The organism is Geobacillus sp. LEMMY01 (assembly GCF_002042905.1).
Taxonomy (GTDB): domain Bacteria; phylum Bacillota; class Bacilli; order Bacillales; family Anoxybacillaceae; genus Geobacillus; species Geobacillus proteiniphilus.
Map to the genome: position 1 here is coordinate 14699 of NZ_MVKA01000001.1, position 23298 is coordinate 37996.

Below are 23298 nucleotides of genomic sequence, written 5' to 3' on the forward strand. Positions count from 1 at the left end.
CCATCGCCATTTCTATCCAATCAAACTGAGTGGATCGTAAACTTCTTCTTTAATTCCGATCCGTTCATCATAGTCACCAAGCCATTCATAGACATTGTCCGCCACTTCCCGCAGCCATCCGTCCTTTTCTTTCTTTTCCGCCTCAAAACGATACAACTGAACCATATATGGCTGCAAACGGCGAAACGAATAGCGGGACGGAGAGGATTCCCACATTCGCAAGTATTCCGACGCCTCCTCATATGGAACGATGACGGAAACCGTATCCTGATCAATAAGGCGATACTTTTCGGCAACTAATGGATAATCAAGCATTTCCCGATCTTTTTGGATGTTTTTCGAATCCACATCCACCGAGGCGAATAAACGACGGAAATATTCCCGAAATATATTGGGATCGTGCAAATCATCAGGATGGCGTTGTGCCAATAAGAACCGTGCTGTTTCCGTCGCTGTTCGATACGATCCTCTTGGGCTTGGCATGTCTTCTGTTTCAAAAATAATCACGTTTCCTTTATCCATTTTTCCTTCGCGATTGCAGCGTCCTGCCGCTTGGACAATCCGGTCGAGGGGCCCCATTTGCCGCATGACAATCGGAAAATCTAAATCAACCCCTGCTTCCACCACTTGTGTACTGATGAGGCGGACAGGTTGATTTTTCTTTAGACGTTCACGAACTTCCTCTAAAATTCGGCGACGATGCGCGCTGCAAAGAAGGGTGGAAAGATGGAATACCCCATCATCTTCTTGAAGGAGCTCGACGCACTCTTTCGCCTCTTTTCTCGTGTTAAAGACAACCAATAATTGCTTTTGTTCTCGAATGAAACGGACAAGTTGTGGCAATGAAACGGGTGATTTCCATATTTCATAGTCCACCCGCTGCATTTGTTGAAAATGACGATTCACGGTCGGAAGCGGCAACATTTCTTTGACCTCTATTTCGGAAAATACATCCAAAAATCGGCTTTCCTCAAAAAACGGCTGAGTGGCGCTCGATAAGACAACGGTTGTCTGACAATGACGCACCAACATGGCCAATGCATCTAATGTCGGCTTTAGCAGTTCTGTCGGGAGCGTTTGAACCTCATCGAGAATTACGACGCTGCGCGACAAGTTATGCAGTTTGCGCACCTTGCTTGGACGATTGCTGAACAGGCTGTCAAACAGCTGCACGGTTGTCGTGACAATGAGGGGAGCATCCCAATTTTCCGCAGCGAGGCGTTGTTGGATGAGCCTTTCATCCGCTTCTTCCTTCTCATCATCCACCTCAATTTGGCTGTGGTGCTCCAACACCGCATCGTTCCCGAAAATGCCGCGGTATACATCCGCCGTCTGCTCAATAATGCTTGTATACGGAATGGCGACAATAACGCGGTCAAGTCCATGTTCCACCGCATGTTTCAATGCAAAAGCTAAACTGCTTCTCGTCTTCCCCCCTCCGGTCGGCACGGTCAACCGATATACTCCCTGCGGTCTGGAGGCGGAGCGGACGCATTCCTCATACACTTCCCTTCTCATCCGATTCACCGCTGTATCATCCGTGCGGCTTGTTAATTGTTCCTGATCGGCGGTAAATTGATTCCATAAATCCGTTATCGAAGCCACAGGCGTTCGGAGCGGAGAAAGCTCCGGCTGGAAGTGGCGCTCTGTATCTAAATAATCAGCGTCAACAAGCGCAGAAAAGATCAGGCGAATCCACATCTCCCTATCGGTTTCAGAAAGCGAAGAAATATTTTCCACACTTTGCATGCATGGAAATACGAATTTCTTTAGGAACGATTCGGCTTGCTTCAAGACTTCCCGAAAGTGCAAATGTTGTTCTTTTAAGCTCTGTCCAAGGGTAGATGATAAATAGTGAGACGAATGCAACCCCACATGATGGCCGGCGATCGGCAACGAAAACCATTGCCAGGCATGTCGATTTCCTGTTTTTTTCCAATACACTTGGTACATCAACGCCGCTCCCCAAATCGCATGAGGGACGCTTTGGCCCATTTCTCCATCTGCTTGCTTTTTCAAATACTGTTGAAAAAGAGGATGGAATTTTCCTAAGTCATGCAAAAGGCCGCATAAATAAGCCACTCTTCCCCCTTGAAAAGGAGCGGCGAATGATTGAGCCATTTCCGCTACGCTTACCAAATGTTCGTCCAACCGATGCCATTCCTGTCCATTTTCCCGCGGCGTATGGGCATAAACATCGTTCATTTTCAGTTCAACCCCACCAGACGTTTTCTCTCAGACCATTTGTCCTATGTTTTGTATATTTCGACCAATATCTTCATAATCCTTCTAAATCACACATCTTTTTTAAATTTTTCCCATCTTTCATTTGCACATAGGTCGAAACGTGTCAATCTTGACAGCACTTTATGATGATCCACACACTCCTTAATTTCCACATCCACGTAAAAAAAAAAAGCCTCTCCGGCTTTTTTTAGCAATGTTCCATCAACTTTTTGCAACAACGCCTTCTTTTTCGTCTATCCTGTCTCTCACTCTCCCCGCCACTCACCGCTTCCGCGCGACGAAAAACAACCGTTCCGCAGTCTCGGTCGGGGGCGCATCGGTGAAATCGGCGGTCACCTCGAGCACCTCAAAGCCAGCGGAATCGAGCCATCGCTCATAGACAGCGCGCTCGAACGTGCGCTGTTCATGCCATTCGTCATAGCGCTCGTACCACTCGCCGCGGCGAACGAAAAACGTCAGTTCATGCCCGACGCTGTGCGGCCAGTCAAGCGGATGGCACGTCCATATGTAGCTGAGGTCGTCGTCCTGGTCCGCAAACACGGCGTCGCGAAACAGGACGTCCATTTTGTAGACCGAATGGACATCAAACAAAAGCAGCCCGCCGCCGCCAAGGGCGCGGGAGACGGCGGCGAACGTCCGCTTCACATCCTCTTCATCCGTTAAATAGTTGAGAGCATCGCAAAACATGAAGGCGCCATCCAGATCAGAAAACCCGTCGAGCTCCGCCATGTTTTGCTCGAAAAACAGCACCTCCACTCCCGCCGCTTCGGCTTTCGCCTGGGCGACGGCGAGCATATGCTCGGACACGTCGACGCCGGATACTTGCCATCCCGCCTTGGCAAGGCGGATGGCAAGCTCTCCCGTCCCGCAGCCGATGTCAATGACCCGTCTCCCCGGCCGTTTGGCGTATTGGGCGAATGCCCGTTCAACAAACGATTGCCATGCGTCATACGGCGCCTCAGCCATGAGCGCATCATACCAGTCGGCGAAGCGGCCGTACGTCATGGCTGCAGCACAGCCGCGACGTCTTCCGTCGGGGCGTCCCCCCAGAGCCGTTCGAGGTTGTAATACTCGCGCTCCTCTTTGGCAAAAACATGCACAACGATGTCGCCCAAGTCGACAAGCACCCATTTCGCCTCATGGAATCCTTCAACCCGCTTCACCACTAGGCCGTGTTCTTCCGCTTGGTCTTGAATTTCGCGGGCGATGGCCTGCACTTGTTTGTCCGAATTGCCATGGCAAATGACAAAATAATCGGCGACAAGCGAAATGCCTTTCATGTTCAAGACGACAATTTGTTCCGCCTTTTTATCATCCGCCGCGCGGACGACAAGCTGCAACGCCTCTTGTTCCGTCACCGTTTTGCTTCCCCCTTCACTTCACGCATGAGTGAATTGTACGCATGAATCGTATCTGGATAAATGAGCTGGCGCTTCTCAAGCAAAAACGCGATCGTATTTTTCACCGCCTGCAAAAGCGCCCGGTTGAGGTCTTCTTCCGCCAAGCGACGTACGTCGTCGACGCCGGGGAAGCGGCGCCCTGGTTCAATATAGTCGGCCAAATAAATAATTTTTTCAAGCAGCGTCATTCCCGCCCGCCCGGACGTATGGTAGCGAATGGCATCCAGCACCTCTAGATCGTCGATGCCGACTTCTGTCTGCACCAAATAGGCGCCAACGGGCGCATGCCATAGCTCGCTGTTGTAAGCAAGCAAATCGTTGGGCATATTTTGCGCCAAAATGATTTGTTTCATTTCCTCGACCGGACGGAATTTGGCATAGTCGTGGAAAATCGCCGCCAGTTCCGCCTTTTTCGCGTCGGCGCCGTATTGCTTGGCCAGCTTAACGGCAGTATCGACAACGCCAAGCGTATGCTCGTAGCGCTGCTCTGTCAGCTGTTGTTTCACGATCAGTAACGCCTGTTCTCGCTCCATATAGCCCCTTCTCCTCAATATAAAGTCTAACGCCTTCCGGCACAAGATAACGAATCGTCTGCCCGTTTCGCACCCGCTCGCGGATGAGCGAGGAAGAAACGGCAAACTGCGGCGCCTCAACTTCGATGACCGGATACGGCGTTTCCATTGAAAACCCCGGCCGCTTGACGCCAACAAACGTCACCAACTCGATGAGCTCATCGATGCGGTGCCAATGGGGCAAATATTCGACCATATCGGCGCCGATGATGAAATAAAACTCGTCATTGGGATGCATCGCGACAAGCTGCCGGATCGTATCGTACGTATACGAAGGCCCTTCGCGCTCAAGCTCGATCGTCTCAATATGAAAGCGCGGATGGCCCGCCACTGCCAACTCGAGCATGCGCAGCCGGTCTTCGCTTTTGGTCACTTGTTCGTGCTGCTTATGGGGAGGAAGGCGGTTGGGCAGAAACCAGATTTCTGACAACCGAAGGGCGTCAAGCACTTCATTCGCCATGAGCAAATGACCGTAATGAGGCGGATCAAACGTGCCGCCGAAAATCCCGATTTTTCCCATCTTCTTTCCTCCCGCCGCCTGCCGTGGCCGCTCTCGTTGTCAGTCAGGCAGAACGATTTGTTTATGCTCCTTCGATTCTTTGTATAAGACGATCGTGTTGCCGATCACTTGCACGACTTTCGCCCCCGTTCCGGCCGCGAGCTGCTCGGCGACGGTATAGCGGTTTTCCTCACAGTTTTGCAAAACGCTTACCTTCAGCAACTCGCGCGCTTCGAGCGCCGCCGCAATTTGTTCGGTCATCGCTTCCGTCACACCGCCTTTGCCGACTTGGAAAATCGGTTTCAAATGGTGAGCTTGAGCGCGCAAAAATCGTTTTTGTTTTCCCGTTAGCATATCTTACCTCCTCAACGCTTCGATGACAAGCTGTTTCATCCGGTTGACATCCGGCCATTGGCCGGTCCATTTTTCAAACGCCAGCGCCCCTTGATATACGAGCATGCCGACGCCGTTTTGCACACGGGCGCCGCGCGCTTTCGCTTCTTTCAGCCATTTCGTTTCCAGTGGGTTGTAAATAATATCGGAAACGATCACCCCTGGACGCAACCGTTCAAGAGAAAGCGGCTGCGCCTCGACACGCGGATGCATGCCGACAGAAGTGGTATTGATAATAATATCGTATTCGGCCAACCGCGTTTCGGCCTCGGCGAGTGAAAAATACACCGAGCGGCGTTCGTTCCCTTCGCCGACGAGCCTCGCCGCTTTTTCCACCGTCCGGTTGGCAATATCGATGCGCTCGGCTGCCGTCAACAGCAACGAAAAGTAAATGCCGCGCGCCCCACCGCCAGCGCCGATCACCAAAATCCGCTTGCCGTCCAAGGCGATGTTCATTTCCTCTTCCAACGCTTGGACATAACCGGGCCCGTCTGTATTATAGCCGACGAGCCGGCCGTCGTTGTTGACGATCGTATTGACTGCCCCGATGCGGCGCGCATGTTCGTCCACTTCGTCCAAAAACGGAATGACCGCCAGTTTGTGCGGAATCGTCACGTTCACCCCGGCGATGCCGAGCGCCCGCACGCCGGCGATCGCCGCGCCGACTTGCCCCGGTTCGACGGAAAACAAATGATAGCGCGCCGGAATGCCCAAACGGGCGAACGCATCGTTATGCATGAGCGGCGACAGCGAGTGCTCGACGGGAAACCCAATCAACCCGTATACCTTTTCCACGTTTCTCCCCCTCCCGCTTTCCATTAAATCAACGATTGACGGATAAATACGTCGACCCCTTTTGGAGCATGGACGACGAGCTGAGCACCCGGGTCGTTGCACGTCACCCAGCCGAGTCCGGAAAAGACGATGTCCGTCTTCCGCTCTTTGACCGACAGCGAGCGCGGCACAAGCGGCGGAAATTCAGCGGCATAGCGTTTGTTTGGCGGCGACAGCAAATCGCCAAGCTGATTGGCATAAAGGGAGTCGGCTTTTTCCAACTTCGTCCGATGAACCGTCAACTCATTGGCCATGTAGCAGACGAACGAGCGGCGCCCGCCTTTGATGTAATCGAGGCGGGCCAAGCCTCCGAAAAAGAGCGTCTGCCCTTCGTTGAGCTGATAAACACGCGGATGGATTTCCCGCTTCGGCGTAATGATCTTCAAATCGCGTGCATCAACAAAGTGCGCCATTTGGTGATGGTTGATGATCCCCGGCGTATCATACAGCGTCGCTCCACCCTCAAGCGGAATTTCGATCATATCGAGTGTCGTTCCCGGGAAATATGACGTGGTAATCACATTCCCTTTGCCGGTCGCCTCTTCAATGATCCGATTGATGAACGTCGACTTGCCGACATTCGTGCAGCCGACGACGTAGACATCACCGCCCTCACGGTAACGGTTGATCGCTTCCATCACCTTCGCCATGCCAATTCCTTTCGCCGCGCTGACAAGGCAGACGTCAACCGGACGCAGCCCGAGCTCTTCAGCCATGCGGCGCATCCAGCGCAGCAGCTTCGGATATTTGACCGACCTTGGCAATAAATCCGCCTTGTTGCCGACAAGCAAAATCGGATTCTCGGCCGCAAACCGCGGCAAACCAGGAATCCAGCTGCCGTTGAAATCAAAAATGTCGACGATGTTGACGACAAGCGCCTTCGATTCCCCGATGCGGTGCAGCATGTTTAAAAAGTCGCTGTCATCAAGCGGCACGTCTTGCACTTCGTTGTAATGTTTCAAGCGGAAGCAGCGCTGGCAAATGATTTCTTCCTCGTCTTTTTCGAGCACGCTTTTCGGCGCATAGCCCGCCTTTTTCGGATCGTCAAACTGAATGGCCGCTCCGCAGCCGATGCAACGCAGTTGTCGCTCCACGATCATTCCTCCCAGTAAATCATCCCTTTTTTGCGCATAACGTTTAAAATTTTCCGCTCTACTTTTCGATTGAAGCGCGTCCATAATCCGTCCGTCTGGGCGACCGGGACGACTAAAATCGTGTTGAGTCCAAGCCGGTTGCCCCCAAGCACATCGGTCAGCAACTGGTCGCCGATGACGACGACTTCCTCTTTCTTAAGCTCCATCATCTTTAATGCCTGCAAAAACGCGCGTGTCAGCGGTTTGCGCGCTTCAAAGATGAACGGGATGCCAAGCGGCTTAGCAAACGACTGCACGCGTTGTTTATTATTATTCGATACGATGACGACCTTAATGCCCACCTGCTTCATCGCATCAAACCATGCGGCCAGCTCCGGGGTGGCGCTCGGCCGATTCCATTCGACGAGCGTGTTGTCTAGATCGGTGATAATCCCTTTGACCCCTTTTTTCTTCAGCTCATCGGGGGTAATGTCGATAACACGCTTGGCAAACTGGCTTGGCAAAAAGTAGTGAAGCATGCCGGACACCCGCCTTTCCATTTGCTTTTCCCATCATAGCGAATTTTATCGTTTGTTTCAAAACAAAGTTTGCCAATGATAAATAGAAAAAATTTTCGACAAATTTTGCACCTCTCCATCTTGTGGATAACTGTTGCCCACATTATACACAAGCTGGTTATCGCACTTTCACCACTTTATAAACATGTTTTCCACATGTTATCCACCATTTTCTGTGGATAATGGAACGGTTGTTCTCTTTCACAAATCATGGTACAGTGTAAGTAACCTACCATTATATGTATGACATGCTTGTCATATTCCATCCAAAAAAAGGAGGACACCCCCGATGAAACATCTGTCCGACGAGCTGTTGATCGAGTCGTACTTCAAGGCGAAAGAGCTCAACCTCAGCCCGGAATTCATCGAGTTGATTGAAAAAGAAATCCAGCGCCGTTCATTGACCCATAAAATTAAGCTGTCCTCATAAACGAAGGCCTTCGGGCTTTTTTTGTTTCCGAAAGCCTTAGCGTTCGTGCGCCTGGCACCAATAGCCGAGCCGCTCGCCGACTTTGATCGGCATGGGCGCAACAATGCGCGGGTCAGGTGCGAAGCTTCCTCGTTCAAACAGCAAGACGACCGTTGAACCGAACGAAAAATACGCCATTTCCTCTCCTTTGACAAGTTGCTCACCCTCATGGGTCAATTCGATGCTGTTGACGAACATGGCGCCGATTTTCACGATTGCCAAGCGCTTGCCGCCGGCTGTGACCTCGGTGATGAGGCGGTAATTTTTCTCCAGCGGCCGACGCCCATATTTTAAGCCGAGACGGTTGACCGGATACGACTTGCGGCCGAGCGCCCACTGCTTTTCGATCACCCCAGATATTGGGCTGTGGATTCGATGATAATGGCTCGGGCTTAAATACAGAATAAAAAAGAACCCGTTCACATATGGCTGAGCCGCTTCGACGCTGCCGAGCATTTCCGCAATGGAATACGGCTTTCCCTTGACAATCATTTCACAGTTTTCTCGAATCGTGCCCATGTCTTCAATGACAGCGTCGACCGGGCTGACGACCGTATGCTCATCAGCGTCGACCGGCCTCACCCCGGCCTTCAGCCGGCGGACGAACAGCTGCTGCAACGTCTTATAATTTTTTAGGCTTTTTTCCATTTCGTCTTGGTTAATATGATAAATTTTTGCATACGATGATATCAATAGCCCGCTGAGGCGCGATTTGGCAAACGAAGCGAGCAGCTTTGAAGAAAGCGAGTGATTGGTCAGCTCGATGAACAAACGATAAAGCCATTTTCGCAAGCACGTTCCCTCCAGTAGCGCAACATCGCCATTCGTTACTACCTTCCATATTACCGCCAAAATGAGTATAATGGTAGTAGAATTTTCTTTTGGCGTTTTCTGTTGGAAAAGGAGTGGGGAAACTTGTTCTTATCGGACTATTTAGATTATACGTTAAAAAAGCTGAAAGCAAACGTGGCAAACATTTTGACGATGACAAACTTGTCGCTTGGCGGCTTTTCCGTCCTGGCTACACTGAAAGGGCAGCTTCATATGAGCGTGCTGCTCGTTTTTTTAGCAGCGTTTGTCGATCGCTTTGACGGCGCTGTGGCGCGCAAGCTGAACATTGAATCCGAACTTGGCAAGCAACTCGATTCGATGAGCGACATCGTCTCCTTCGGCGTCGCTCCCGCCTTGCTGATGTACCAAGGCTTGTTCCACGAGTTCGGCGCGCCCGGCGCGGTATTCACCGTTTTGTACATCGCTTGCGGCGCCTTCCGCCTCGCCCGCTTTAACATCACAGAAAACAACGGCTACTTCGCGGGGCTGCCGATCACGGCCGCCGGGGTGCTGATGACGCTCGGCTATTTGGCCATCCCGTACTTCCCGCCGCAGTCGTTTATGTTTTTGGCGCTCATTTTATCGTTTTTAATGGTCGGCACGTTTAAGCTAAAAAAAATATGACGATCACCGGAGCTGCCCTTTCCGTCAGCCTAATGGAGCGGGCGGCTTTTTGCGTCTCATGTCACACCTTTTTCCCTTTTCAACCTCCTATATTCAGTATATGATAAATATGGTTTCTTTATAAAAACGCCCAATGGCGTAGATCGTTCGTATGGAAAAAGCGGGGGGATTCATTTGGACAAAACATCGGTCATCGGCATCATTCTTGGCGTCATTGCCGTCGGGTTGGGCATGTACTTTAAGGGCGTTTCGCCTGCTGTATTGATCAATCCGGCAGCTATCCTCATCATTCTCGTCGGGACGGCGGCAGCGGTCGTCATCGCCTTTCCGACGCAGGAAATTAAAAAAGTGCCAAAGCTGCTCAAAGTCATTTTCACGGAATCGGCGACGCCAACGGTCGAACAACTGATTCCGCTGTTTGTCGATTGGGCGAATATCGCCCGCCGCGAAGGGCTGCTGGCGCTCGAGGCGAAATTGGACGACATTGATGACCCGTTTTTGCGCAACGGGCTCAGCATGGCGATCGATGGGCAAACGCAAGAGTTCATCCGCGATGTGATGACAGAGGAAATCGCCGCCATGGAAGAACGCCACGAAGCGAATGCCGCGATTTTTTCCCAAGCGGGCACGTATGCGCCGACGCTCGGGGTGCTTGGCGCCGTCATCGGCCTGATTGCCGCGCTTGGCAATATGGAAAACATCGCCGAGCTCGGCAAGGCCATCAGCGCGGCTTTTGTCGCCACGATGCTCGGCATTTTCACCGGCTATGTGCTTTGGCATCCGTTTGCCAACAAACTGCGGCGGAAATCGAAGGAAGAGGCGCGCGTGCGCTACATTATGATTGAAGGGGTGCTGTCCATTTTGGAAGGACAAGCCCCGCGCATGATCGAACAAAAACTCGCTTCATACTTGCCGGAAAGCGAGCGGCGCCAATTAGTGACGCAACAAGAAGGAGAAACGGCCAATGGCTAAGAAAAAAAAGAGCGGGCATGACGAACACATGAGCGAATCGTGGCTGATTCCGTACGCGGATTTGCTGACGCTGCTGCTCGCCTTGTTCATCGTCTTGTTTGCGAGCAGCCAAATTGACCAAAAGAAGTTTCAAGAAATTGCGCGCGCCTTTAGCACCGCCTTTGCCGGCGGAACAGGCGTCCTTGACTTTCAAAGCCCGATCGAGCCGATCACTCCACCGGCCCAAGACGAAGAAGGATGGCATCAAGCAAAGCAGCCTTCTCCAGCCGTAAGCGGAAAGGAAAAAGAAGAATTAGGGCAAATCAAAGCGAAAATCGACAGCTACATCCGCGACAACAAGCTGACGGGAAAACTGCAGACTTCCTTGACAGACGAAGGGCTCGCCATTACGATTGTAGATGATATTTTATTCGACTCCGGCAGCGCCGAAGTGCGCATGAAAGACCGGCGTCTGGCGGCGGAAATCTCCGCTTTGCTCGTCATGAACCCGCCGCGCAATGTCATTATCAGCGGCCATACGGACAACGTGCCGATCCATAACGAGAAATTTGCTTCCAACTGGGAGCTAAGCGTCATGCGCGCCGTCAATTTCACGAAAGTGCTGCTTGAAAACAAGCAGCTCGACCCACGCTATTTCAGCGCCAAAGGGTATGGCGAATACAAGCCGATCGCCTCCAACGCCACCGCTGCCGGGCGGATGAAAAACCGGCGTGTCGAAATTTTGATTTTGCCGCACACCGACGTCAACGATTCGTCCACATCCACTCAGTGACCGCCGCGCCTTCAGCGGGCGGTTTTTCTTTAGCCGCCGTCTTGCCAAAACGCCCTTGCCCATGTCCAAACGGAAAAACCGGCGGTTCGCCGGTTTTTCCCCCTTCATCCGTGAAGACCCTTGCCCGAAAAAAATCAAAGCTTGATCGTCCATTTAATGACCCCAGCTTTAGCAAGCGCCTCAATCAAAATGACAACGACCGGCCCGACGAACAACCCGATAAAGCCAAGCAGCTGAAATCCCAGATAGACGCTGACGAGCGCGGCGAGCGGGGAAATGCCCAAATTGGTGGAAAACACTTTCGGCTCGATGATCCGGCGCACGACGGTAATGACGACAAACAACACGATCAGACCGATGCCGAGCACATTGTTTCCATTTATGATGCTGATGCCCCCCCACGGAACAAGCACCGAGCCGGTCCCTAAAATCGGCAAAATATCCACAATGACAATGACAAGCGCCATCAGCGCGGCATAATCGACACCGAGCAGCAGCAAACCGGCTAACGCAAGAAAGAACGTAATCAAACTAAGCAAAAACTGCGCTTTTAAAAAACCGATCCCCGCTTTGCTCAGTTGGGCGACGACCATCCCAAGCCGCTGTTCGGTCCGTTCGGACAAGTAGCGGCGCATGCCGTGCTTCAGCCGCGGCAAATCGAGGCAGATGAGAAACAGCGCGATCAAATACACTAAAAAATGAATCAAAAACGCCGGAATGGCGGCAATATAATGGACAAGCGACTGCGTCAAATTGGTCGCAAACGACAAAAGCATTTGCTCGACGGTATTTACGCCGCGTTCAAGCGAATCGATGATTTCCTGTGGAATGGAGCTGGAATACGACTGCCACGTTTGAATGAGGCGGTCGAGCACTTTCGTCGTTTCGCTTAAGAAGTAAGGCAGTTTTTGCGAGAGCGCCATCACTTGCTGTACAAAAATAACGACTAGAAAGTAAAGGGAAAGCCCCAGAATGATGATAAACAATGAAAAAATCGCCGTGACGGCGTGCGCGCGCTTCAGCTTATAGTTTTCTTGCAATCGGCGGATGGACGGCTCGAGCAAAAGCGCAGTCGCAAGTGCGAAGAGAAGCGGCACGCTGTATGGCACAAGCCATAGCCCCACAGCGAATAGCAACGCAATCATAATCCAACGTTTCACGTTCGTCCCTCATTTTTCATAAAAATTTAGCCAAAAGATGGTTCATGTATAAATATAGCCGACAGCATGCGGACGGGCAACTATTTTATGCGCTCGTTTTCATCTGCAGCGCGACGCCGCCATTGCCAAACGATGTAAATCACCGCCACCGCCACCGCCGCTGCGATAGCCGGTCGGACATATGGCGCCGCCATCTCGTCAATTTGCCGCCATCGTTGGCCAAGCTGCTCTCCCAACCAAATAAACAAGATGGACCACGGGATGATAGCCAACACCGTGTAAATCGTAAACGGCAACCACTTCATCCGAGCGATGCCGGCCGGGATCGAAATCGCATGGCGGACGACGGGAATAAACCGGGCGCTGAAAATGACGCCGGGGCCAAATTTCGCAAACCAGCGTTCCGCCACATCCAAATGTTTTTTCTGGATCAATACATATTTCCCATACTGATCTAGAAACGGTCGTCCACCATAGTAGCCCATCCAATACAAAAACAGTTGCGCCACCGTGCCGCCTACTGTTCCGGCTGCCACGGCCCCAGCAAATGAGACATCCCCCCGTGCTACCAAATAACCGGCATAAGCCAACACGATCTCGCTCGGGATAACTTCCACCATCAAGGCGAGAGCGATGCCGGCATAGCCTAAACTGGTCAAAAATGAAAACATGGATTGAATGACTTCGTGCACCGTTTTTCCCCCTTGTCTTTCGCTTCCTTGTCCATTTTTTCATTATACTATACGTTCCTTGCAAACAAAATGGAAAAGCGGGTCGCTGCACCAGCAACCCGCTTTTGTTATGACCGCCGTTTTTCTTTTTCCTGCCGATAAAACTCGTGAAACATTTTCATTAATGCCCGTTTTTCAATGCGCGAGACGTAGCTTCTTGAGATGCCGAGCTCTTTAGCGATTTCACGCTGCGTTTTTTCCCGCTGCCGGCCGAGGCCAAAGCGATTGATGATCACCTCTTTTTCCCGCTCATCAAGCACGCTGATATATTGTTTGACTTGTTCGAGCTCCATGTTCAAGTGGATTTCATCGACGATGTCTTGGCCTTCGGCTTTTAAAATATCAAGCAGGCTGATTTCGTTTCCTTCTTTGTCCTGGCCGATTGGCTCATGCAGTGAAACGTCTTTGCGCGTTTTTTTTAATGAACGCAGGTGCATCAGGATTTCGTTCTCGATGCATCGAGCCGCATACGTTGCCAACTTCGTTCCTTTGCCCGGCGAATAGCTTTCAATCGCCTTGATCAAGCCGATCGTGCCAATGGAGATTAAATCCTCAACCTCTTCTCCCGTATTTTCAAACTTTTTCACAATATGGGCAACAAGGCGCAAGTTGTGTTCGATGAGCCGGTTGCGGGCTTGCTCGTCGCCTTTTGCCATCAGCGCCAAATACTTTTCCTCTTCTTGAGCGCTTAACGGCTGGGGAAACGCATTGTTTTTAATATACGAGACAAGAAACGTCAGCTCTTTCAACAGAAACGTAAACGCCGTGAAAATGCCGGACATGCTCTCACCCCCGCCTGCTGTCATCGGCGGAAACCGCCTATCGTTATGTATATGCAGGGGCGATGTTGTCCGTGTCTTTACGACAAAAATAGACCGGCCCGAAATGAGCCGGCAATGACTTGACCAATCAAAAACGATTGATGCCAACGTTCTGCTGATGCGGTCCGCCTGCTTATCCCCCTCCCGATGCAGAAGAACCGCCGTGCTTACGCTCTTGCCTCAACGCTGACTTCCGCGGCGACAACAAGCGCAATCGACGCGGTAATGATGATCGACATGACAACGGCGAACATCCCCGTTCCCTCCTTGACCTTCTCTTCTAGATTTTATTTTACCAAAGAAGACAGGGAACGCTTCCGCCACATTTTGAACAATTCGTGAAATTCGACCGTCAACAACAGCACGCGGAGCACCGATAACACCCCTTTAGCCTGAGTCAAGTCGAGTCTCCCGTCTGTTTCATCCACATCACAAGCCATACTGGTACAATTGACATGAATCTTCTCCCCTTTCATCTCCATTGTTTTAAAACAACCGTTGATGAGCGGAACATTTGCGGTCAAGCAACTCCTCCTCGGCTGCACGCGCGAACCGCTCCTCTTCGATGTTCCGTTGCCGCGGCTTTCTCCGCTCAATCGTGATCGTGATAAAAAACAAATGGATCGTCATGCCTCCCCACCTCCTTTCCATGCAAAAAACCGCAGAAGGAAGGCGTTTCTGCGGCTAAGCGTACAAAAAGGCCGCAGAAAGCGAGACTACTCCCCTTCTGCGGCCCGATCGCTGTTTTTCGTCATCGGTGCACGTTCATTCCCGGTCGGCGGAAGGTCGAATAGCCGTTTGATAGAATGGATGCGTTACTGTTGTCCACATCATCATTGTCATTGTCTTCGACCTCCCTTTGGAAATGATGCTACGTAGGTAATTATATCCAAAATTATTTCCATTGTAAACCGTTTTTTTGCAAAATAGGCAAAAAGCTTGCTTTCCCTTGAACGCCAGCATGGCTAAACAAAAACCCGCCTTTCGGCCAAAAGGCAGGTTTACGGTTCGAACCGCTTTTCTTCTTCCTCAAGACGACGGGCATAGCGGGCGGCTTGGCGCAAACAGGAAAGCGACGCGGTAAAACAGACGGCGACCGCCAATAGGGCGAACGGCTTTTTCGCTGTCTCAACCGCTCCTGGGATGATCGTTCCGAAATAGAGAAACGCTCCAAACGCGAACAAGACGAGACTGTATGTTTTAAAGTCGCCCGCCTTGGCCCGCAGCTCGTTTCGTTGCTGCTCGTTCAAGCCCGACCCCTCCTCTCCCCTTTCACTGTATCATACATGGACGGAAGGGGGGAGCGGCAATTTCAGCCAAGCGCCTGCGCCAAATCGTCAAGCAGATCGTTGACATCTTCAAGCCCGACCGACAAACGGATCAGGCCGTCGGTAATGCCGAGCTGTTCGCGCCGTTCCTTCGGGATCGAGGCGTGCGTCATTTTCCCTGGCAACGAAATTAAACTTTCGACCGCCCCTAAGCTTTCGGCAAGCGTAAAGTAGCGCACGCGCGACAGCACTTTCTCGGCGCGTTCGAGGCTGCCGACATCAAACGAAATCATGCCGCCAAATCCGCGCATTTGCTTTTTCGCCAACTCGTGGTTCGGATGATCCGGAAGACCTGGATAATAAACGCGCTTGACCGCCTTGTGTTCAGCCAAAAAAGCAGCGATTTGGCGCGCATTTTCTTCATGTTCCTCCATCCGCACGGCGAGCGTTTTCATCCCGCGCATCAACAGCCATGAATCTTGCGGCCCGAGCACGCCGCCGGTTGAATTTTGCACGTAATGAAGCCGTTCGGCAAGCTCCGGCGTGCGGACAACCGCCAACCCAGCGACGACGTCGCTATGGCCGCCTAAATATTTCGTCGCGCTATGGATGACGATATCGGCGCCAAGCTCAAGCGGCGTCTGAAAGTACGGAGTGGAAAACGTGTTATCGACGATCAATAGCAGCCCGTGCGCACGGGCAATGGCGGCGGCGGCTTGCAAGTCAGTGATTTTCAACAGCGGGTTCGTCGGCGTTTCGATATAGATGGCTTTCGTATTCGGCCGGATGTGCGCCTCGATGTTGGCGACATCGCTCGTATCGACGAACGTCGCCTCAAGCCCGAACCGGTTCAGCACGTTCGTCATGACGCGGTACGTGCCGCCGTAGACATCGTCAGTGAGCACCAGATGGTCGCCGCTTTGAAACAACATCATGACGGCCGTAATCGCCGCCATGCCGGAAGCGAACGCAAAGCCGGCTTCGCCGCCCTCGAGGTCGGCGATCAGCTTCTCAAGCGCCGCGCGCGTCGGGTTGCCGGTGCGCGAGTATTCAAACCCTTTATGCTTTCCGACTTCTTCTTGCTTATACGTGCTCACTTGATAAATCGGGATCGACACCGCTCCAGTATGCGGATCCCCCGGAATGCCGCCATGAATGAGCATTGTTTTCCGCCTCATCGTTACCTCCCACCTTCATAAATGTGTTTGCTTAAATAGCGTTCGCTCCCGTCCGGAAAAATGACGACGATATTCGTCCCTGGCTTTGCCTTCTCTGCTTCCATCAAAGCGGCATGAAACGCGGCGCCGGACGAACTGCCGACCAAAAGCCCCTCTTGTCTCGCGAGTTCGCTGACGCGCCGGAACGCGTCATCGTCCGCGATCGTGTAGATGGCGTCAAAATAATCCGGATCCATAAACGGCGGCAAAAACTCCATGCCGATCCCTTCCGTCCGATGCGGACCCGGCTTGCCGCCGCCTAAAATCGAGCCTTCCGGTTCGACGATGACCGTTTTAATGGCCGGGTTTTTTTCTTTTAAAAACGTCGCCGTCCCCATAAACGTGCCGCCGGAGCCGACGCCGGCGACAAAAATGTCGATCTGTCCGTCCAAATCGTCCCACAGCTCCGGACCGAGCGTCTTGTAATACGTCCTTGGATTGGCCGGGTTTTGGAACTGCTGGGGGCAATAGGCGCCTGGAATCGTGCGGGCGAGCTCCTCCGCTTTGCGGATTGCTCCTTCCATTCCCTCTTCAGTCGGTGTATGAACGATTTGCGCCCCGAGCGCCTTCATCAGCTGTTGTTTTTCGATGCTGAATTTTTCCGGCACACAAAAAATGATGTTCACGTTTTTGCCGATCGCCGCCAGCGCCAGACCGATGCCGGTGTTGCCGGCCGTCGGCTCGATGATCGTGCCCCCCTCTTTCAGTTTTCCTGATGCAAACGCCTCGCGCAACAGCTCTTGTCCGAGCCGGTCTTTAATGCTTCCGCCAGGATTGAAGTATTCAAGCTTGGCGAACAGCCGAACGCCTTCCGGGAGGGGGAAGCGCGTAATTTCGACAACCGGCGTATGGCCGATCAACTCATGGATGCTTTTTGCTACGCGCATACAAGTCACTCCGTTTCTTCACGCTCAGTTTAGCAGCAAAACGGCGGTGTTCTGTTGTCTATATATATAGATGCAATTTAAAGCTTTAACATTTTTCGTTTTTGCCGATCATTTCATCCGACTGTCGAGTGACCGAACAACACCGCTTAAAGACCCATTCATGGGTCTTTAAGCGAGTCGTTGTTCGGTCTTTCGTCACGCCTTAGCGTGACGGAGGCAAGCCATAGGCTTGCCTTCGACAGTCGAGAAAATAGACAAGCTGCTTTTTCGCTGCATCTTAATAGCGCTTCTGTTTCATAACGGAAAGCATCGACAAGACAAGTTCAGCCGAATGTTTCGCCGCCGTCTCCAAAAACTGTTCAAACGACACGTCCGACTCCTCACCAGCAATATCAGACAACGCCCGGATGATGACAAACGGCGTTCCAAATTGCACGCACACTTGGGCGATCGCCGCCGCTTCCATTTCGACGGCGCACAATTCCGGAAACTGACCGCGCACAAATTCGACTCGCTTTGGATCGTTCATAAACGAATCGCCGGTGGCGATCAAGCCGGTCACTGCCTGCAGGCCATCAAGCCGCGCCGCCGCCTGCTTGGCCGCCTCAACAAGCGCCTCATCCGCCCGGTAGCGCGCCGGCAGGCCAGGCACTTGCCCGTAAGCGTAGCCGAACGCGGTCACATCGACGTCATGATGGACGACTTCCTCGGAAATGACAAGATCTCCGACACGAAGCGAAGGCAAAAATCCGCCGGCCGAACCGGTATTGATCACGAAATCAGGGCGAAAGTGATCAAGCAGAAGCGTCGTTCCCATGGCGGCGTTCACTTTGCCGATCCCGGATTTCAACAACACCGCCTCCACGCCGTCAAGGCGCCCTTTGGAAAATTCGCACCCGGCGATGACCGTTTCCTCGCGCCCTTCCATGCGCGAACGTAAAATCGCCACTTCCTCTTCCATGGCTCCAATAATGGCTGCTTTCATCGTTCTCCCTCTTTCTATGTCGTTTGTTTCACCGCCTCCATCACCCAGACGAACGCGTTTTGCTGCGCAAAGGAGGCGGAAAAGCCATGCTTGGAAAACAGTGATGCCAATACGTCAAGCGTCGTATAATATTCGCGTTCCAAATCGTCGGCCAAATCGTGGAAGCCGCGCGCTCGGGCTTCCTCAATCGCCTGGCGGAACGCCTCTTTGTCGCGAAACGCCGTATCGGCAAACACTATTTTACCACCCGGATGGAGCAATTGACTATATTTGGCCAGCGCTTCGTCTTTTTCCGCATCCGTCAAATGATGAAACGCATACGTGCTGGCGATCGTGTCGATCGGCTCCGGCGGTGTCGGAAATTGCAAAAAATCGCCGTCCAGAATGACCGCTCGCCCGCTGAGCTTTTCCGCCGCTTTTTTCCTCATCGGCGCCGATGGCTCGATCCCGTACACCTGCTTGCCGCGCTCAAGCAGCTTTTTCGTCAAGTTGCCTGTGCCGACGCCAAACTCGAGCACGACTTGGCCGGCTTTGTCGGCGACCGTGCTTAAAATGCGGTCATAACCGGCAAACACGTCTCGATATTGCTCATCGTATCCTTCGACCGATCGGTCATACGATTCCGCCCATTGCTCAAACAAGTCAAGAAACTCTCTGCCCATATGGTCACACCCCAAAAAAGTTTATAATTCCTATAAATATAGTATGTTTTTTCGTATTGCCTGCTCTTACTGTAGCATATGTTTTTCCCTTGTTCAACGATCATGTTCGTTCGTATTGTTCCCCCTTGTACTCCGGTGGATGAGGGCGGGAAAATTTGCTACACTGACAATGGAAAGGAGGAAGAACGATGCCGAACATTTCTCTTGATTTGATCGAGGACAAAATCGAATTTTTTGAAGCGGACGACTTGCGGACGCTCGAGAAAAAAATCAACGAACAAATTGAACATAACAAGGCGCTCTTGCTTTCCGTCCATCATGTATCCCATCAAATGCACGTCATGGAAAACGGAAAGCGGTGGTACAGCGCAGTCGTTCATTTCAAAGCGAAAAAATAACAGGCGCCCTTCGTTTTTGGGCGCCTGTGTATGTTTCCGCCGCTAATGAACCGCCATCGTTTCACTGATGCCGCCAAAGTTTCGAATATCTCCGCTTCCCCTCATCATGCCGCTTATGGCTTTTGCTTCAACTTTTGCACTTTCGTCGGCTTCCAGCCTTCGTTCGTCACCCATTCAATGTACACTTTGTAATGGGCGATTTGATCTTTCGTCGAAATCGTCGCGACTGCTTTGTTCGGCCCGTTGTTGCCGATGAACCAAACGATCATCTCCTCCGGGGCGATGCCGGTCGCATAGCTGACGGCATCGAGCATTTCCTTCCAGTCGACCGAATCTTTCTTAAACACCGTTTCATGCGGCTCCGTTTGCGTCGTACCGATCGGCTGCCATGCCGGGTTGACGATTTCTTTTTCAACGTTGGACCCCGGCGGGCCCGGCGTTTCTGTCATGCCCGCTTCGCTCGTTTCATCGGTGGAAGCAGCATCTTCTTCCTCGGCGGGCGTTTCGGCTTCCGCCGGCGCCGCCGCTTCGCCTGTTTCCACTTCCACCCGCTTCGCATTGGCCGCTTCTGTTTTGGCTTCGCGATCAACCGCCTTCTCGCTCGGTTGATCGCCAAACAGCAAGTTCCCGCCGACAATCAAAATGAGCAGCACGACAACGGCAATGGCTCCATTGAGCCAACGGTTGATTCTCCGCCGCTTGGCGCGGGCGGCAAAGCGTGTCCCCATTTGCGCCACCGTCTCCTCTCCCTTCTTTGGATGATGTTCGTGCTGGAAACATGGATTCCCCTTACATTTGGTTCGTCACTTCGCTTCATTTTTGGCGTGGTCATAAGCATAAAGCGCCTCGACTGCGGCGGCGAACACATCATTCGTCGAGGCCCGCCCGCTCGGGCAGTCGAGCTCAACGACAGCGAGGGCGTATTTCGGGCGGTCGGCTGGAAAATAGCCAGCAAACCATTTATTAATGAATTCAGCACCGCCGTCCATTTTTCCTGTCTCCGCCGTCCCGGATTTGCCGGCGACCGGATACGGCAGCGAACGGAAGCGGCGGCCGGTGCCATCCTCCTTGGTGACAACGCCGCGCAAAAGCCGCTGCAACTCTTCGGCCGTCTGCGGCGCGATCGGCTCCATGTCTGAAGCCGATTGAGGCGGAAACGAAAAGAGCGTCGCACCGTTTTTATACAGCACTTTGTCAACGGCCCGCACCTTGAGCGCCTCGCCGCCGCGGGCAATCGTCGCCATCATGTTGGCGACGCCAAGCGGCGAGACGCGTACATTTTTTTGCCCGATCGCCGTTTGCGCCACCGCAAGCGGCACCCGCTTGTCGCTCGGATCGTTCCAAATCGTTCCTTTCCGTTCTTCAGGAAACTGGCGGAAATGCTCCTCATGGTACACTGCTCCTTCCCACCCGGCTGTCGGATACAGCCCGAGTTTTTTCGCATACGTTTCAAACGCATCCGGATCGTGCTCGATCAACTGCTTGCCGAGCGTGGCAAAGGCATTGTTGCAACTGACGGCAAAGCTGTCCGCTAAATCAAGCATGCCGTAATCATGCTCATCATCGCGGGTTTTGCCGTCAATTTTTCGGCTGCAGTCAAAGGTCGTCTCAAGCGAGGCGAGCCCCTCATCAAGCGCCGCGGCCGCAATGATCGTTTTAAAAATCGAGCCGGGGATTTGCGGCAGCACCATTTGGTTTTCCGCCCCACGGTTTTTATACGGATCGCGTGGATCCATGTTCGGGCGGCTGACCATGGCGAGCACACTGTTTGTGTCAATATCCAGCAAAACGAGACCGCCTTTTTTCAACCCGTATCGGTCAACGATCTGCTCCATCTCTTGCTGTATGTCGCGGTCAAGCGTCGTTTGCACGGTGACGGGATAAAACGGGTTGCCCGGGTCGCTGTATTTGACATCGAGCCCAAACAGCGGCCGCCCTTCGGCGTCAACGTGATAAAGCAGCTTCGTTTCGCCGTCGGCGAGCAAAAATTCATCAAACGCCATCTCAAGCCCTTGAATGCCCACTTCAGCCTTTGGCGGCAGCGGCCGCTTCGGATAACGCTTCTTGATTAGCTCACGGTCCGGGCGGGTGAAGCCGAGCAAATGCGGGGCGTACACCGTCTCAAGCGGATATTGCTTGTTGACGGCTAAGACGCCCGGAATGCGCAAATCGTTAATTTGTTTCATTTGATTCGCGCTCAAAGCGAGCGGCTCTCCGTCCTTCTCTAAGACGAACGGGCCGTCCGCCTGCTCAAGCTGGCGGCGGATCTCTTCTTCAGAGACGCCGGCGATGCGGGCAACTTGTTCCATCGGCCATTTCATCGCCGTTAAAAACGGGAATAAGACAAGCGACGGCACGTATCGCTTCGTGAGCGGCGCGCCATTCCGGTCGACGAACGAGCCGCGTCCGTCGTCAATGATCAGTTCTTGCGTCCGCTGGGCGACGCTTTCGGCAATTAAATTATGACTGGCAAACGACTCGGCGTCAATCAGCTGGATCTGCGCCAAGCGCCCGACAAGCAACAAAAAGCCCAATTGAATGAGGGCGAGCATGGCAAGTGTTCGTTTTTTCCACATAAAGAAAACACCTCATCATCAGTGTTGACGAGGTGTTTCTATTTGAAACGTGGATGGGCGGCCATTTTCCCGATTGGCGCGCCTTTTCCTCAAGTCAGCTGCTCTTTTATTTGACGGCTACGATTTTCACAAGCATTTCCCCGCCCGGCGTTTGCACCGTCACCTCATCGCCGACGCGGCGGCCGAGAAGCGATTTCGCAATCGGCGAGTCGTTGGAAATTTTCCCTTCAAATGGGTCGGCTTCCGCACTGCCGACGATCGTATACGTCTCTTCCTCGCCGTCTGGAAGTTCAATGAACGTGACCGACTTGCCGAGCGAGACGACGTCTGGATTTTCTGTATCTTCTTCAATGATGACAGCGTTGCGGATCATGTTTTCAAGCATTTGGATGCGCGATTCGACAAACGCCTGCTCATCTTTGGCAGCATCGTACTCCGAGTTTTCCGACAAATCCCCGAACCCGCGCGCAATCTTAATGCGCTCCACCACTTCTTTCCGCTTGACCGTTTTTAAGTACTCAAGCTCTTGTTCCAGCTTCTCTTTTCCCTCTTTCGTCATCGGATACTGCTTTTCGTTCGCCATTCATCTCACTCCTCTATATATTCTGCATTATGTAAAACGTACGAACAGCAAAAACGGCTGTTCGTACGCTTACTTGTTATATAATATATTGTTTTGTCTCTGTTATGTTATTACAAAACCGCTTTTTGTTCAAGAACTGTGCGAATTTTTGCCACCATTAAATCGATGGCGACGACGTTCTGTCCGCCTTCCGGAATGATCACATCCGCGTAGCGCTTCGTCGGTTCGACAAACTGGTTGTGCATCGGCCGGACGACGGACAAATATTGCTCGATGACCGAATCGAACGTGCGGCCGCGCTCTTTAATATCGCGGATGAGACGGCGGATGATGCGGATGTCCGGGTCGGTGTCGACATATACTTTAATGTCCATTAAATTGCGGAGTCGCTCATCCTCCAAGACAAGAATGCCCTCCACGATGATGACATCCTTTGGCTCCACGCGAATGACGTCGCTTGAGCGAGTGTGCAGCGTATAATCGTACACCGGCTTGTCAATCGGCTCATAGCGAAGCAGCTTATGAATATGCTCAATCAACAAATCGTTGTCAAACGCCAGCGGATGGTCATAGTTCGTCTTCAGCCGCTCTTCAAACGGAAGATGGCTTTGGTCTTTATAGTAAAAGTCTTGCTCCAAAACAAGGATCGAGCGGTCGCCGAAATGATCGTAAATCGCGCGGGCGACGCTCGTCTTCCCCGAGCCGGAGCCGCCGGCGACGCCGATGACAACGGGCTTCTTCCCCAT

General features: G+C 52.5%; 29 protein-coding genes. 5 read left to right on the forward strand and 24 right to left on the reverse strand.

The window, feature by feature from the left end; genetic code table 11:
• Positions 1-12: 12 nt before the first annotated feature.
• From B1A75_RS00075 to B1A75_RS00115, 10 genes are all read right to left on the reverse strand, one after another.
• Positions 13-2205, reverse strand: coding sequence for a CRISPR-associated helicase/endonuclease Cas3 (locus B1A75_RS00075; RefSeq protein WP_079935538.1), 2193 nt, complete (start codon positions 2203-2205; stop codon positions 13-15).
• Positions 2206-2294: 89 nt separating this feature from the next.
• A complete protein-coding gene (locus tag B1A75_RS19675) occupies positions 2295-2462 on the reverse strand; it encodes a hypothetical protein (protein ID WP_176202371.1) in 168 nt (55 codons plus the stop codon).
• A 46-nt stretch (positions 2463-2508) separates the two neighbouring features.
• The gene (locus tag B1A75_RS00080; protein ID WP_074042722.1) at positions 2509-3252 is read right to left on the reverse strand and encodes a class I SAM-dependent DNA methyltransferase; all 744 of its coding nucleotides are present in this window, start codon (positions 3250-3252) and stop codon (positions 2509-2511) included.
• Positions 3249-3605 carry a ribosome silencing factor gene (gene rsfS / locus B1A75_RS00085; RefSeq protein WP_011231999.1) on the reverse strand — a complete coding sequence of 119 codons (357 nt, stop codon included), beginning with the start codon at positions 3603-3605 and terminating at the stop codon, positions 3249-3251. The genes B1A75_RS00080 and rsfS overlap by 4 nt, the downstream gene beginning before the upstream one ends.
• Positions 3602-4180, reverse strand: coding sequence for a bis(5'-nucleosyl)-tetraphosphatase (symmetrical) YqeK (gene yqeK / locus B1A75_RS00090; protein ID WP_074042723.1), 579 nt, complete (start codon positions 4178-4180; stop codon positions 3602-3604). Before yqeK ends, rsfS begins: the two co-directional genes overlap by 4 nt.
• Positions 4089-4739 carry a nicotinate-nucleotide adenylyltransferase gene (locus B1A75_RS00095; protein WP_074042724.1) on the reverse strand — a complete coding sequence of 217 codons (651 nt, stop codon included), beginning with the start codon at positions 4737-4739 and terminating at the stop codon, positions 4089-4091. Before B1A75_RS00095 ends, yqeK begins: the two co-directional genes overlap by 92 nt.
• 39 nt (positions 4740-4778) lie before the next feature.
• Positions 4779-5072, reverse strand: coding sequence for a ribosome assembly RNA-binding protein YhbY (gene yhbY, locus B1A75_RS00100; RefSeq protein ID WP_074042725.1), 294 nt, complete (start codon positions 5070-5072; stop codon positions 4779-4781).
• Positions 5073-5075: 3 nt separating this feature from the next.
• Positions 5076-5906 carry a shikimate dehydrogenase gene (gene aroE, locus B1A75_RS00105; protein WP_074042726.1) on the reverse strand — a complete coding sequence of 277 codons (831 nt, stop codon included), beginning with the start codon at positions 5904-5906 and terminating at the stop codon, positions 5076-5078.
• A 23-nt stretch (positions 5907-5929) separates the two neighbouring features.
• A complete protein-coding gene (yqeH, locus tag B1A75_RS00110) occupies positions 5930-7039 on the reverse strand; it encodes a ribosome biogenesis GTPase YqeH (protein ID WP_074042839.1) in 1110 nt (369 codons plus the stop codon).
• 2 nt (positions 7040-7041) lie between these two features.
• Positions 7042-7557: a YqeG family HAD IIIA-type phosphatase gene (locus B1A75_RS00115; protein WP_079935539.1), complete on the reverse strand. Its 516-nt coding sequence runs from the start codon at positions 7555-7557 to the stop codon at positions 7042-7044.
• A gap of 328 nt (positions 7558-7885) precedes the next feature.
• On the opposite strand from B1A75_RS00115, the gene sda reads away from it, so the two are divergent.
• Positions 7886-8026: a sporulation histidine kinase inhibitor Sda gene (sda, locus tag B1A75_RS00120; protein WP_008879941.1), complete on the forward strand. Its 141-nt coding sequence runs from the start codon at positions 7886-7888 to the stop codon at positions 8024-8026.
• Positions 8027-8062: 36 nt separating this feature from the next.
• Here the strand turns inward: sda and B1A75_RS00125 are convergent, their stop codons facing one another.
• On the reverse strand, positions 8063-8857 hold the full coding sequence (locus tag B1A75_RS00125; protein WP_074042727.1) for a phosphatidylserine decarboxylase: 795 nt from the start codon (positions 8855-8857) through the stop codon (positions 8063-8065).
• 123 nt (positions 8858-8980) lie between these two features.
• Between B1A75_RS00125 and pssA the strand changes: the two genes are divergently transcribed.
• The 3 genes from pssA (at position 8981) to motB (ending at position 11264) form a co-directional block, all read left to right on the forward strand.
• Entirely contained in the window at positions 8981-9520 is a 540-nt protein-coding gene (pssA, locus tag B1A75_RS00130; RefSeq protein ID WP_074042728.1) for a CDP-diacylglycerol--serine O-phosphatidyltransferase, read from the forward strand.
• A 174-nt stretch (positions 9521-9694) separates the two neighbouring features.
• The gene (motA, locus tag B1A75_RS00135) at positions 9695-10492 is read left to right on the forward strand and encodes a flagellar motor stator protein MotA (protein ID WP_074042729.1); all 798 of its coding nucleotides are present in this window, start codon (positions 9695-9697) and stop codon (positions 10490-10492) included.
• The gene (gene motB, locus B1A75_RS00140) at positions 10485-11264 is read left to right on the forward strand and encodes a flagellar motor protein MotB (RefSeq protein WP_074042730.1); all 780 of its coding nucleotides are present in this window, start codon (positions 10485-10487) and stop codon (positions 11262-11264) included. Before motA ends, motB begins: the two co-directional genes overlap by 8 nt.
• Before the next feature lie 134 nt (positions 11265-11398).
• On the opposite strand, the gene ytvI is transcribed toward motB, so the two are convergent.
• The 9 genes from ytvI to B1A75_RS00195 all read right to left on the reverse strand — a co-directional run bounded on the left by ytvI (position 11399) and on the right by B1A75_RS00195 (position 18995).
• Positions 11399-12424, reverse strand: a complete 1026-nt coding sequence (gene ytvI, locus B1A75_RS00145) for a sporulation integral membrane protein YtvI (protein ID WP_074042731.1) — start codon at positions 12422-12424, stop codon at positions 11399-11401.
• An 80-nt stretch (positions 12425-12504) separates the two neighbouring features.
• Complete coding sequence (gene uptA / locus B1A75_RS00150; RefSeq protein ID WP_074042732.1) at positions 12505-13116, reverse strand: undecaprenyl phosphate transporter UptA; 612 nt, start codon at positions 13114-13116, stop codon at positions 12505-12507.
• 107 nt (positions 13117-13223) lie between these two features.
• Positions 13224-13937, reverse strand: a complete 714-nt coding sequence (sigK, locus tag B1A75_RS00155; protein ID WP_041468263.1) for an RNA polymerase sporulation sigma factor SigK — start codon at positions 13935-13937, stop codon at positions 13224-13226.
• Between the two features lie 525 nt (positions 13938-14462).
• Positions 14463-14606, reverse strand: coding sequence for a YrzI family small protein (locus B1A75_RS00165; RefSeq protein WP_011232016.1), 144 nt, complete (start codon positions 14604-14606; stop codon positions 14463-14465).
• Between the two features lie 371 nt (positions 14607-14977).
• Positions 14978-15226, reverse strand: a complete 249-nt coding sequence (locus B1A75_RS00170) for a YrhC family protein (RefSeq protein ID WP_011232017.1) — start codon at positions 15224-15226, stop codon at positions 14978-14980.
• A gap of 62 nt (positions 15227-15288) precedes the next feature.
• Positions 15289-16422, reverse strand: a complete 1134-nt coding sequence (locus tag B1A75_RS00175; protein ID WP_074042743.1) for a bifunctional cystathionine gamma-lyase/homocysteine desulfhydrase — start codon at positions 16420-16422, stop codon at positions 15289-15291.
• 2 nt (positions 16423-16424) lie between these two features.
• The gene (locus tag B1A75_RS00180; RefSeq protein ID WP_074042744.1) at positions 16425-17348 is read right to left on the reverse strand and encodes a PLP-dependent cysteine synthase family protein; all 924 of its coding nucleotides are present in this window, start codon (positions 17346-17348) and stop codon (positions 16425-16427) included.
• Positions 17349-17625: 277 nt separating this feature from the next.
• Complete coding sequence (gene mtnN, locus B1A75_RS00190; RefSeq protein WP_021322000.1) at positions 17626-18333, reverse strand: 5'-methylthioadenosine/S-adenosylhomocysteine nucleosidase; 708 nt, start codon at positions 18331-18333, stop codon at positions 17626-17628.
• A 14-nt stretch (positions 18334-18347) separates the two neighbouring features.
• Entirely contained in the window at positions 18348-18995 is a 648-nt protein-coding gene (locus tag B1A75_RS00195) for a class I SAM-dependent methyltransferase (protein ID WP_011232021.1), read from the reverse strand.
• Positions 18996-19183: 188 nt separating this feature from the next.
• Between B1A75_RS00195 and B1A75_RS00200 the strand changes: the two genes are divergently transcribed.
• Positions 19184-19393 (forward strand): YrzA family protein, encoded by a 210-nt coding sequence (locus tag B1A75_RS00200; RefSeq protein ID WP_011232022.1) that lies wholly within the window; start codon positions 19184-19186, stop codon positions 19391-19393.
• A 113-nt stretch (positions 19394-19506) separates the two neighbouring features.
• On the opposite strand, the gene B1A75_RS00205 is transcribed toward B1A75_RS00200, so the two are convergent.
• From B1A75_RS00205 to udk, 4 genes are all read right to left on the reverse strand, one after another.
• Entirely contained in the window at positions 19507-20130 is a 624-nt protein-coding gene (locus tag B1A75_RS00205) for a YrrS family protein (RefSeq protein ID WP_020278376.1), read from the reverse strand.
• Positions 20131-20196: 66 nt separating this feature from the next.
• On the reverse strand, positions 20197-21969 hold the full coding sequence (locus tag B1A75_RS00210; RefSeq protein WP_079935540.1) for a peptidoglycan D,D-transpeptidase FtsI family protein: 1773 nt from the start codon (positions 21967-21969) through the stop codon (positions 20197-20199).
• Positions 21970-22075: 106 nt separating this feature from the next.
• A complete protein-coding gene (greA, locus tag B1A75_RS00215) occupies positions 22076-22552 on the reverse strand; it encodes a transcription elongation factor GreA (RefSeq protein WP_074042750.1) in 477 nt (158 codons plus the stop codon).
• 110 nt (positions 22553-22662) lie between these two features.
• Positions 22663-23298 carry a uridine kinase gene (gene udk / locus B1A75_RS00220; protein WP_011232026.1) on the reverse strand — a complete coding sequence of 212 codons (636 nt, stop codon included), beginning with the start codon at positions 23296-23298 and terminating at the stop codon, positions 22663-22665.